This is a genomic window from Paenibacillus sp. MER 99-2, assembly GCF_023714095.1.
Lineage (GTDB): Bacteria > Bacillota > Bacilli > Paenibacillales > Paenibacillaceae > Paenibacillus.
The window spans coordinates 40,642-52,461 of sequence record NZ_JAMAUZ010000012.1 but is presented as its reverse complement, the minus strand read 5'-3'; the positions used below and the strand labels follow the sequence as shown (position 1 = coordinate 52,461).

Genomic DNA, 11,820 nt, shown 5'->3' with positions numbered 1-11,820 from the left:
CTGAATAAAGACTGGTTTTATGAAGACTGTATCTCTATACTAGAGGAATAGTTTAAGCTATTCTTTAGGAGGTAAACGTGATGAAACCTTTACAAGTATCGGCTGACACAGCCGTAAAATTAGCGGAATCCCTTGGTGTGCCACTGGAACACTTGATGCATATGCCCCAGCATATCCTGCTGCAGAAAATTGCCGAATTAGCCAAAGCTGAAGCGTCCAAGCCAACTGCATCCGAAAAAGCCTCGGAAGGCGAACAGGAATGATTCCTTTTGAGAACAGTTGGCCTTATGACATTGTGATGGGGGACATCTATGTACAGCAATGCCCGTTCTGCCATGCAAGCAATGTGCTGCTGCCCCTTAAACCGAAAGAGCTAGTACGCATCCGTGAAGGCAAGAAGAAATTGCTGGTCTTTCCTTGTTGTAACGGGAGTATGACGGTGATTGACAACGATAGTGACTACCTGCTGTCCAGCCGTCCTATTCGCAATTAATTGAATTCAGTTACGATTGATGCTTAGATGGGGCTACGCTTAGTAGCCCCTTTTTCGGTTTCAATCATCTCTTCAGGCAGCTCCATTTTGCCAGAAATCATCTGTTCGCGCAGTAAGGCCCATTGTTCTCTTGAAGCACGAATCATGGCTGCATCTGTAATACGCTTGTCCTGAATGACTCTTCCAAACCATTTGACCGCCTCATGGAAGCGACCTATCCTACGATTTAATTCCCCCAGCAAATAGAGCAATCTGGCTTCATTTCCACCTGTGCCTTCCCGCTCAAACACCCTCACATACGAGTCTAAACTAAACTCAAGAAATCGACGTTCCTGCTCATGATCCTCTCGGTAGCGGTACAGCCAGGCAATATGATGAAGTAAACCTGCAACGACACGATCCTTCTCTTGGATCACTTGCGCACACAACAACCCAAGCTTATACGTTGCAAGTGCTTGATCAATCGTCCGTGCCCCGCTATAATCTCGTTTTTCCCAACGATTACCGATTTGATTTTTGAAGTTTTGCCGCTGTGTATCACTTAGTCGTTCCGTTGAATTCTCTGTCGAAGCAAATCCACATTCAGGACAGATGCGCACAACGTAAAAGTCCGGGTTCTCTAGTTTGTAATAGGCGCAGAAGTCGGAATCGGTTCGGTAAGGTCTCTTCAAACTAGGTCTTACCCGTGAAGTTTCAAACTCATTTTCACAATAATGACATGTTATTTTCACCTTATACAGCGGTTCTAGTTCCACTCATTCCATCCCTCTCCCGTTTGCTTGCTTGTATATCGGAACTAAGGCGTGTTCACAAAGTGATGTGCCGGTCCCGATAAACGCTGCAAGATAAACGAATGCAACGGTTCTTCAACACCGATCTGTGTCAACGCTTGATTCATACACGAAAGCCATGCTTCAGCTCGTTCAACCGTCACTTCAAAATGCATGTGGCGGGCGCGCATCATCGGATGACCATAGGCCTCAGAGAACAAGGCAGGTCCCCCGAAAAATTGAGATAAAAACATGTACTGTTTATCCATCACTGGCTGAATATCTTCAGGAAACAATGGCGCTAACTGCTCATTCTGCATAACAATCGGGTAAAAGGCTTCTACCAAAGCGCGTACACCTTGTTCCCCGCCGAGATTTTCATAAATACTTAGCGTAGGTTTCATTGATTTGCCCCCACACTAGTTGTGTCGAATTTTGGCATATATTACACTCCTATGCTTAATTGTGAACTAAAATTATAGACAAGGCTACATACACCCTAATCCTCATTCTATCAAAAAAAAACCAAAAGTCCTATCTAACATCACACAAGATATGGATTATTATTTAACAATTTCGCGGATGACAACCTAATATGGACTTGCTCGCGACTAGATCATAACAACAAAAAAAGCGCCAAACCTAAGGTTCAGCGCATCATTTATTCATTAATAGCTTCGCCAGTCCTCTTCTTCAGAGCGTACAAGCGACGCACGTATAACGTAGACAAAAGCACAGACTAGGACTCCGGTGACAAGACTCATAATCATCACTCCATCCGAATTGAATTCACCCGTTAGCAGATTGAGGTGACGTTCAGGCGTTTTTTTTATTTTAGCATACATCATTTAAAAATACAGCCATTTTTGCAAGCGCTTTCTATTGCCCATAGGTATTCATTTGTACTGTTTGTCCGCTTAAGCTCATATATTGATCGCACAAGACCTTATTCTGTCAAAAAGCCATTTTGCTAAAAAGGAGAGGGATCATGTCTGCTCTAGGTAAGCTGCAAAAACTGACCCATGTCATGTTTATATTTGCTCTCCTCGTCCTCTGCATGCTCATGATTCTGTTTCCGGCAGAAACGTGGCAAGCGGGTGTACGCGGACTTGCCATCTGGTGGGACGTGTTATTCCCCTCCCTTTTCCCATTTTTAGTTTTGTCAGAGCTGCTCATCGGGTTTGGAATTGTTCATTTCCTCGGTACGTTACTTAACCCACTTATGCGTCCACTTTTTCGTGTACCGGGTAGTGGCGGATTCGTATTCGCCGTCAGTTGCGCATCCGGTTATCCTACGGGAGCCAAGCTGACTGCACAGTTGTGGGAACAGAAGTTGGTTACACGTGAGGAAGGAGAACGCCTCGTTGCCTTCACCACCTCATCTGATCCCATTTTCATGATCGGTGCCGTATCTGTCGGCTTCTTCCATAATGTCGCAATTGCACCCGTGTTGGTTGCTTCACATTATGCAGCCGCATTTATCGTCGGACTACTGATGCGTTTCCATGGCAGAAGACCAGGACACTCGAATAAGCACTCAAATAACGAATCCACAGTTTACCCGTCACATCCAAAAAACATACATAAAAATAAGCTGAAGCTCGCCATTGAGGCAATGCATCAGGCACGTATGGCGGATGGTCGGGCTTTTGGCGAATTGTTGCGCCAGGCGATCGCCTCATCCCTTCGACTTATTATTATCGTTGGAGGGTTAGTTGTATTCTTTTCCGTCATCATGGAACTATTGGTACAAACAGGCTGGCTGGGTGTGTTATACCAATGGACGGAATCAGTTTTAATTCATGGTGGGCTGCCCCCAGCTCTGTCCCAGAGCCTTGTAGGCGGGTTATTTGAAGTGACTTTGGGAGCCAAAGAAGCCGGAACCGCAGGAGCAAGCATCCCCCTGATGTATAAGGCGGCGGCAGCAGCATTTGTATTGTCTTGGGGCGGACTCTCTGTTCACGCACAGATTATGAGCATACTGAGCAACACACCTATGCGTTATGGACCTTTCCTATTGGCTAGAGTCATCCATGCACTCATCGCACCACTATTGGTGATGTTGCTGTGGGTACCAATTATGGGAACTTCTATGGATTTGCCTGCTTTTGCTCCGACTGTCCCTGATTTCTTACCATTTACATACACCCCGCACTGGGGGACGATTGTTATAACGGGTCTAATCACCCTCGGGATCGTGATGCTCTTGCTGCTGCTCTGCTCCCTAATGGTTTCTCTATTTTCAGACAGACCTGTAAAAAGATAACCCGTTTCTCCATCTTTATTGGCAGGAATATCAATCCAACGTTGTGTTCTTCTCCGGAATTGATTATCATCGGTAGTATAATGACCACAAAGGAGCTTTCATCTTGAGATACTATGTTCAAGACCGCGGAGACCAGTTATCGATTGATCTCAGTCAGCAATTTCACGCGCTGGCCAAAGAGGAAGGATTCAAGCTGGATGCAGAATCACCCGAAATTGTTGTCTCTATCGGAGGCGATGGTACGATGCTGCAGGCGTTTCATAACTTCATCGACCGGATCCCGGACATTGCTTTTGTTGGGGTTCACACAGGTCATCTCGGATTTTACGCCGACTGGAAGAAGGAAGAATTAAGAGAACTGGTAAGACTGATGAGCGGAAAAGGGGATTCGGATCATCTCAAACCCCGCATTGTGCAATATCCGTTACTGGAGCTGGAGATTCATAAAAAGTCAGGCAATTCCTCTTATATTGCGTTAAACGAATTTACGTTAAAAGGGGTAGATGGTACCGTCGTTGCTCAGGTTGATATTAATGACGTTACTTTCGAAATGTTTCGTGGGGATGGCATCTGTGTATCGACGCCTTCGGGTAGTACGGCATACAACAAGGCACTTGGTGGTGCCATGGTACATCCTACAATTGATGCAATCCAGATCGCTGAGATTGCTTCCATTAACAATCGCGTTTATCGAACGCTGGGTTCACCGGTTATTTTGCCGAAGCACCATCACTGTGATATCTTCTCACGGAAGGATCAGCGTCTATTGATGACGATTGATCACGTTAACGTTATGGTTGAGGATCTTATCTCTGTACGTTGCCAAGTATCTAGTCATAAAGTTAGTTTTGCGCGGTATCGCCCTTACCCGTTCTGGAATCGAGTGCGCACAGCCTTTCTGGACTAGCTGTACTCCTGACCATTTTAATGAAAGTTATATCATAGTAAAAAGCAACAAAAAAGCGGCTCTTCTAAGAGCCGCTTTTTGCTTTGGCTGGTGGCTGCTCTTTGCTCTTTTGTAGAACAAAGTACGCACAACCAAAGTTGCAATATTCATTAATATAGTCCACCAAACTGGCAATCGTTGAATCCTTCGTAGCTTTGGGATGATTATCTCTGTAAAAGCCCTTCAGACGTAACTGACTATATCCCCAGTCTCCGATAATATAATCGTACCGTTCCAATACCTCACTGTATCGATCACGGAAAACCTCAGCGTTCCATCCTTCTTTGTGGTTCTGTACGATTTCGTAATTTTTCCCACCAACTTGAACGATGATCTTTTCTTGAGGTTTGTCTTGTGAATTTTGTTGGGCGTTATCCTCCGGTTTATCTTGCACCGTGTCTTGAACCTGTTCTATACTTCCTTCTTGCACTTCTATATCATCCATCATGTATCCTCCATCATGCGTGTGTTGCCGCCTGTTCCGCATGTTTGGTAGCTGACTTCACCTGTTCATGCGCATGGTAGGAACTACGCACCATCGGTCCGGATTCCACGTGGCTGAATCCACGTTTCAAGCCTTCCTGTTTCAGTGCAGCAAATTCCTCTGGCGGATAATACTTTTCAACAAACAGATGTTTCTCGGAAGGCTGCAAGTATTGACCAATCGTCATAATATCGCAATCTACCGCCCGAAGATCATCCATCGTTGCCAGAATTTCATTATATTCCTCTCCAACACCCAGCATAATACTTGATTTTGTTGGGATGTTTGGCTGCATTTCTTTGGCACGAGCAAGCAGTTCCAGAGAACGTTTATACTTCGCCTTCGCACGTACTTTATCTGACAGACGCTCTACTGTCTCAATGTTGTGGTTCAAAATATCCGGTTTGGCATCCATAACAATCTGCAATGATTCACGATCGCCCAAGAAGTCTGGAATGAGCACTTCAACACTACAAAGAGGTAGACGTCTACGCACAGCCTTCACCGTCTCTGCGAAGATTGTAGCCCCGCCGTCCTTCAGATCATCACGAGCTACGCTGGTAATAACACAGTGCTGCAGATTCATCTGTTCCGCTGCCTCTGCTACCCGTTCTGGTTCTTGTAAATCTAGTTCCGTTGGCAAGCCGGTATTGACTGCACAAAAACGGCATGCCCGTGTGCAAATATCGCCCAAAATCATAAAAGTTGCCGTTCGATTGGCCCAGCATTCATAAATGTTGGGACAGCGTGCTTCCTCACATACTGTATGCAGCGTTTTGGAACGCATCATCTCTTTCATTTCCTGATAATTATCGCCGGTGGTCAACTTGATCCGAATCCAATCCGGTTTCGGTTCTTTAACACGTTTAGCCAATGCGTAAACCTTCTTTCTACTGAAGTTAGGCTGTTGCTCGGAACATATTATACCATGAAAGCGTTGGAAAAACTCCCATTTGTCTCATCTTGTGCATGACAACTCTTATATGCAAAATCCTTACATGGATAAAATCACGACTTTTGAAGAACCTAGGATATAGCTTATTTCACTCGGCAGTTGTGTTCATCATCTACGGAAAGGGGCTGCTTCCCTGTGCAAGATCGCTTCACATCGCGGTTTACCTACACTTTCTGGATTAAAACGATTCTCGCAGGCACCTTGCTTCTCCCACTCTTGCCTGTAGATGTCCATGGTAAACCCTCCATAACCACATCACAAGCCCAGAACCAGGTTGCAGAACAAAAGCCTGCTGAAATCTTCGCTGCACGCCGCAATTTATATGAAAGTATCGGGCAGGTATCCGGAATTCCTTGGTACAGATTAGCTGCGATTGATCAATATGAACGCACCATTACACGTGCGCATCCGAAGGATCGCAAGCATCCCGAACGGCTGTCAGGCATCTATATGACGTCTCCAGCGTGGAGAGGCTGGTTAAACCCGGATGAAACAGATCAGCAGCCGGCATCGATTCTATTTTTTAACGGGTATGGTCGAGATGGTTCAGGAGACGGTATTGCAGACCCCAACAACGATCAGGATTTGCTCTACAGCATTGCTAGTGTCATTCAGAAGTATGGAAACCGTCAAGAAGATTTTAGCATCGCTTTATGGGAGTATTATCACAACTCCAGATCGGTACAACGCATTCAGCAATTTGCTAAGTTATACGAGCATTTCGATAATCTTGATCTATTTGGACATGCTTTTCCCGTCCCGTTAGGTACCAATTACTCTTATCGTAGCACATGGGGCACGAAACGAAGCTGGGGTGGCTACAGAATTCATGAAGGTACAGATATCTTCGCACCACACGGTCTTCCTGTTCGCAGCACCTGCTATGGCGTTGTGGAGATCAAAGGCTGGAATCCATTCGGCGGTTGGCGGATTGGTATTCGGGACTTGAATAATCACTACCACTATTACGCACATCTATCTGGCTTTGACAAGAACGCCCATATCGGCGAAGTCGTAACGCCAGGTCAAGTCGTCGGTTGGGTAGGCAGTTCCGGTTACGGAAAACCAGGAACCCAAGGCAAGTTTCCTCCACATCTCCATTACGGTATTTATCGGGATAGTGGTCTGACGGAATGGTCGTTCGACCCCTATCCCTCGTTATCTCATTGGGAGCGAGAAGAGCGTAAACAAAAGAAAAATAAAAGTAAATAGAGTTATGATTAACACGCCAAACAGTCAAATGTTGAAATACTACAAGTCAAACCCAAAAGAGCCTTATGTTAAGGCTCTTTTGGGTTTGATTCTTTTCTTTTAGACTTAATGATTTCCATTCATATTAGGCTGTGTACCATCAATCTCTGGCATCTCATGCTCCAGGTCAAACACGCCTCCCTGTGAGCCTCCAGATGGGGCTTGCTGCTGCGAAGGAGCTGAAGGGTTCGTCGATGGACTATTCCCCGGATTGGATGTGACCCCTCCCCCACTTGACACCCCTGAATGACCTGATGGGAGTGCGATAGCTGGAGCCTGGCTGCCATTGCTGCCTACAGGCTTGCCTTGATTATCATAGTAGTACATCGGTACATCGCCCACAACGAGCAGGTACGAGATCGGGATCTCCGTATCCACCGTTTCAGGTTCCATATCAAATGGCACCACCACGGCAACCTCTGCAATGATGTGGATGTATACTTCGACCAAGATCATATTGATACCGGCATTTTGCTGACGGGTGTTCAGGTCTACTTTTACCGCTCCCTGAGGCTCAATACGAACGGGAATATTGGGGCCAAATGATGCCATCACAGGGCTGCCTAACGCTTGCCCCAGTGGTATTTTCTCCTTTAACATATGCACATTCTGTAGGGTGGACTGTACAATGTTCATGGTACTTGCGGTGATTCGCATATGCTCGTTGTAGTTCAGCATAAAACCAGACACTTTTCCAGCAGTATCGGTCTTCCAATCGATCAAACCTTCCGTCGTCTTGCCTTCGGCAACCTGTGCCGTAATCGCTTTGTTGATCGCTTCGGTGGCGATCTGCTTCACCCTAATCTTGGCTAGATGCATAATAGGGGGCTTCATTTTCTTATCCACATAAGCAAACCCCTGCATTAAACAAAAAGCTGTTACTAATAAAATGATCAACCACATTTTACGCCTGCCACTTGGCGGCTTACGGCGTCTCCGGCTTCGCCATCTTCTTCTCATCATTTGAGTGTCCCTCCCCTGCGGGATGAGCTATACGAGGTTGTTTAATACGACTAGGTATATGTTATCCTTATGCACTGTTGTCCCGAAAAAGAAGGACAGCACCTCTGATATGATAAGTTGGCAAATGAACGCGTTTATGAACGACAAAAAAAGTGCACCCTCCCACTACATCAGTGGAAGAGTACACTTGGTTTCCATGGGCTACCATGGCTAAAATATATGAATTAGTTCTTTTCGACAGCGTGACCGCCAAACTCATTACGCAGCGCAGCTACCACTTTACCTGTGAACGTATCTGTCTCCAGGGAGCGATAACGCATCAACAAGGACAGCGCAATAACAGGTGTAGCCGTTTGAAGGTCAAATGCTGTTTCAACTGTCCAACGACCTTCACCAGAAGAGTGCATAACACCTTTGATTTCATCCAGGTTCGCATCTTTGGAGAAGGCACGCTCTGTCAATTCCATCAACCATGAACGAATAACGGAACCGTTGTTCCATACACGTGCAACTTGCTCGAAGTCGAAGTCAAAACCGCTTTTCTCCAATACGTCGAAGCCTTCACCGATGGAAGCCATCATACCGTACTCGATACCGTTGTGAACCATTTTGAGGAAGTGACCGCTGCCCGCTTTACCTGCATACAGGTAGCCGTTCTCAACGGAAGTATCTTTGAATGCTGGTTCAACCACTGCCCATGCTTCTGGGTCGCCACCGATCATGTAACATGCACCGTTACGTGCACCTTCCATACCACCGGAAGTACCTGCGTCCATGTAATGGATGCCTTGTGGTTTCAACTCTTCATAACGACGGATCGATTCTTTGTAGTGGGAGTTACCCGCTTCAATGATGATGTCGCCTTTGGAGAGAAGTGGGCTAATCTCAGCCAATACTGCATCAACGACGTTGTGAGGAACCATAATCCACAATACGCGTGGAGATTCAAGAGATGCAACCATGTCTGCATAAGAAGATACGCCTTGTGCGCCGTATTCTGACATTTCTTTCACAGCTTCAGTGTTCAAGTCAAAAGCTACGACTTCATGTTTGTGATCAATCAAGTTTCTTCCGAGGTTCAATCCCATTTTACCTAATCCAACGAGTCCAAGTTTCATGATAAATCCTCCTGTAATGTGAACTATGTTTAAATTTCTTTTGCGCTCAGTATAAAATTAAGGTTTGAATCCGCATCAATCGTTGCGGTTACGGATCGTTCTTTCGATCAATTCCGTTCCCTACACTACGGCGATACTCCAAAAGTTAATTCAACTGAAGACATCTATATTCAAAAATTTTCACTGCCTTCTAGGTAAAGTTACGCGGAAGGTCTTACGCAAAATTGGAACTTTGAAATCATTCTTCTATAGAAATTGAAATCATTAATGTTAAATTGCGTTGTATTATGTCATAACGCTTAGTAAGCCTTAAAAGGCTGTTCTGGCTTTAGCTTGGGCAAAAGTTATTGATCAGACCTTAGACCTGCTATCCTTACCACCAACGGAAGCCGTTCTCTGCGGTCAGGCGATCTGCTGACTCAGGGCCATGTGAGCCTGCTGCATACGTATCCAGTGGCACACTTCCTTCTTGGAAAGCTTCTTGAATTGGTTGAACCCATTGCCATGCCAGCTCAACTTCATTCCAGTGTGCAAAGAAAGTGGAGTCTCCACGCATAGCGTCAAAGATCAAATTTTCATAAGCTTCCGGCACATTGCGTTTGCCTGAGCTGAACGTCATGCTCATTGGTTCCACTTCACCATGGTTCAATGGATTCTTCGCATTTAATTGAAGAGAGATGCTTTCTCCTGGTCCAATTTCAATGGTTAACAGGTTCGGCTCCATCGTGTTCTCGGATTCATGCCCTGTTTTCAGTGGAGCTTTGAATTCAACGACAATTCGAGTGGATTTCTCAGCCATACGTTTACCTGTACGGATATAGAAAGGAACCTCACTCCAGAATGGATCATCAACCCACAATCTTGCCGCTACATAGGTTTCATTCTGAGAACCAGCTGGAATTCCAGGCTCGTCCAGATAACCAACAACAGAAGAACCTTGCAATTTGCCTGCTGCATATTGAGCACGAACAACCTCGGTAGCGATATTCTCTTTCGTCAGTGGACGAAGAGACTCGGCAATCTTACGTTTCTTGAATTGAATTTCTTCTGGTGTACAACGCTTCGGTAAATGCAAGCCGATCATCATCAGCAACTGAAGCATGTGGTTTTGGAACATGTCACGCAGTGCACCACTTTGGTCGTAATACGCAGCACGCTCTTCAACACCAACGGTTTCACTTGCTGTGATTTGTACATTGGCAATATAGCGGTTAGACCACAAAGCCTGAATCACTGGATTCGCGTAAGTTAACGTCTCCATATTCTGAACCATCGGTTTACCGAGGAAGTGGTCAATCCGATAAATTTCTTCTTCTGCAAAGGTATTGCTAAGCTTTTCATTTAGTTCACGTGCAGATTGCAGATCATGCCCAAATGGTTTTTCAATAATCAGTTTCTTCCAGCCTTTCGTGTTACCGAGTCCACTTTCTTGGATATTCAGTGCAATCGGCTCGAAGAATTCCGGTGCTACCGACATGTAGAACATGCGATTCTCAGGAATGCTAAGCTCTTGTTCACGCTGCTGAACCAATTCAAGCAGTTTGGTGTAATCTTCAAGCTTCGTATTGTTTAGAGAACAATAGCGGAAAGCCCCAATGAAATCACGTACTTGGGACGCTTCCTCCGGAGTTTGACGTGAAAATTCATGCAATGACTTTTCAACATTTGCCTGAAAGTCTGCATCTGACAATTCACGCCGACCCAGACCGATAACGGAAAAGGATTTCGGCATTTTTTGATCCATGTACAAATTATATAATGCAGGGTAAATCTTGCGTTTTGCTAAATCGCCTGTTGCCCCAAACAGGACAAATGTCATTGCATCCATTGGAGTGCCTCCTGTGCTCTGTGCAGTATAGTATATGATGTTGCAAAATGTTCAAATCCAAGCATGACAAAAGACGGAATAAGTGGGCATGCTACCCGCCTTGCCTCCGTTTACATATCCGGCCTGAATTTAACATGGAACATTCCTTCTCTCCACAACTCATTTGTAGGTTATAAATTGTAACCATTTGAATTAACGTTACCCATATTACACCTGTCGTCACAATTCGTCAATAATCATGTCGAACCTGTGAACACCAGTGTTTACAGGGTTTTTATTTGATGATAACGCTTTATGTGGTAACATTAATAACAATTGGCATGTGACTTTTTATACATAAAGCAACTAGACACCAAGGTTACAATAAGTATACTAATGCTATAATAAGCATAACCAAACTAAAGGAGTACAATTATGAGCGAGGATAAGAATGCCAAGCAAATGTGCGAAAAAGTGGAACAATCTTATCAGATCATTGGCCGCAAATGGGTAGCCCTCATTATTCATGCGTTGATGGAAGAACCCAAACGTTTCAGTGAAATTCACGCTTATATCCCTGACTTGAGCAAACGTGTGTTGAATGAACGAATGAAGGAACTTGAGGAAGAAGGACTCGTGGTTCGTCATGTGGTTACAGAACGTCCGGTTCGGACAGAATATATGTTGTCTCGCAAAGGGACAGAGCTCGGAAGGGCATTAAGTGCCGTGGAACGATGGGCTGATAAGTGGCTTTAAGATGGAGCTAA

General features: G+C 45.1%; 13 protein-coding genes. 6 read left to right on the top strand and 7 right to left on the bottom strand.

The annotated features are described in order from the left end of the window. Positions 1–80: 80 nt before the first annotated feature. Together M3636_RS27115 and M3636_RS27110 are read left to right on the top strand one after the other, a co-directional pair. Positions 81–263, top strand: a complete 183-nt coding sequence (locus M3636_RS27115) for a YycC family protein (protein WP_128103469.1) — start codon at positions 81–83, stop codon at positions 261–263. Next, positions 260–493, top strand: a complete 234-nt coding sequence (locus M3636_RS27110) for a hypothetical protein (protein WP_056702306.1) — start codon at positions 260–262, stop codon at positions 491–493. Before M3636_RS27115 ends, M3636_RS27110 begins: the two co-directional genes overlap by 4 nt. A gap of 23 nt (positions 494–516) precedes the next feature. On the opposite strand, the gene M3636_RS27105 is transcribed toward M3636_RS27110, so the two are convergent. Both M3636_RS27105 and M3636_RS27100 read right to left on the bottom strand, forming a co-directional pair. After that, positions 517–1,248 carry a DUF2225 domain-containing protein gene (locus M3636_RS27105; RefSeq protein ID WP_128103470.1) on the bottom strand — a complete coding sequence of 244 codons (732 nt, stop codon included), beginning with the start codon at positions 1,246–1,248 and terminating at the stop codon, positions 517–519. Between the two features lie 41 nt (positions 1,249–1,289). Continuing rightward, positions 1,290–1,667 carry a globin domain-containing protein gene (locus M3636_RS27100; protein ID WP_128103471.1) on the bottom strand — a complete coding sequence of 126 codons (378 nt, stop codon included), beginning with the start codon at positions 1,665–1,667 and terminating at the stop codon, positions 1,290–1,292. A gap of 584 nt (positions 1,668–2,251) precedes the next feature. On the opposite strand from M3636_RS27100, the gene ylbJ reads away from it, so the two are divergent. Both ylbJ and M3636_RS27090 read left to right on the top strand, forming a co-directional pair. Continuing rightward, complete coding sequence (ylbJ, locus tag M3636_RS27095) at positions 2,252–3,529, top strand: sporulation integral membrane protein YlbJ (RefSeq protein WP_251384584.1); 1,278 nt, start codon at positions 2,252–2,254, stop codon at positions 3,527–3,529. 103 nt (positions 3,530–3,632) lie between these two features. Next, positions 3,633–4,436 carry an NAD kinase gene (locus tag M3636_RS27090; RefSeq protein WP_128103473.1) on the top strand — a complete coding sequence of 268 codons (804 nt, stop codon included), beginning with the start codon at positions 3,633–3,635 and terminating at the stop codon, positions 4,434–4,436. A gap of 64 nt (positions 4,437–4,500) precedes the next feature. Here M3636_RS27090 and M3636_RS27085 read toward each other — a convergent pair whose 3' ends face one another. Further along, entirely contained in the window at positions 4,501–4,923 is a 423-nt protein-coding gene (locus M3636_RS27085) for a YutD family protein (protein WP_251384583.1), read from the bottom strand. 10 nt (positions 4,924–4,933) lie between these two features. Continuing rightward, entirely contained in the window at positions 4,934–5,833 is a 900-nt protein-coding gene (gene lipA / locus M3636_RS27080) for a lipoyl synthase (protein WP_128103474.1), read from the bottom strand. Between the two features lie 216 nt (positions 5,834–6,049). Here lipA and M3636_RS27075 point away from each other — a divergent pair, with 216 nt between their 5' ends. Beyond that, a complete protein-coding gene (locus M3636_RS27075) occupies positions 6,050–7,126 on the top strand; it encodes a M23 family metallopeptidase (protein WP_251384582.1) in 1,077 nt (358 codons plus the stop codon). A gap of 105 nt (positions 7,127–7,231) precedes the next feature. On the opposite strand, the gene yunB is transcribed toward M3636_RS27075, so the two are convergent. The 3 genes from yunB to zwf all read right to left on the bottom strand — a co-directional run bounded on the left by yunB (position 7,232) and on the right by zwf (position 11,074). Next, entirely contained in the window at positions 7,232–8,128 is an 897-nt protein-coding gene (yunB, locus tag M3636_RS27070; RefSeq protein ID WP_251384581.1) for a sporulation protein YunB, read from the bottom strand. A 224-nt stretch (positions 8,129–8,352) separates the two neighbouring features. After that, positions 8,353–9,246: a phosphogluconate dehydrogenase (NAD(+)-dependent, decarboxylating) gene (gene gnd, locus M3636_RS27065; protein ID WP_128103476.1), complete on the bottom strand. Its 894-nt coding sequence runs from the start codon at positions 9,244–9,246 to the stop codon at positions 8,353–8,355. A 373-nt stretch (positions 9,247–9,619) separates the two neighbouring features. Beyond that, the gene (zwf, locus tag M3636_RS27060) at positions 9,620–11,074 is read right to left on the bottom strand and encodes a glucose-6-phosphate dehydrogenase (RefSeq protein ID WP_251384580.1); all 1,455 of its coding nucleotides are present in this window, start codon (positions 11,072–11,074) and stop codon (positions 9,620–9,622) included. Positions 11,075–11,488: 414 nt separating this feature from the next. On the opposite strand from zwf, the gene M3636_RS27055 reads away from it, so the two are divergent. Continuing rightward, entirely contained in the window at positions 11,489–11,809 is a 321-nt protein-coding gene (locus M3636_RS27055) for a winged helix-turn-helix transcriptional regulator (RefSeq protein ID WP_056702287.1), read from the top strand. The last annotated feature ends 11 nt before the right edge of the window (positions 11,810–11,820 follow it).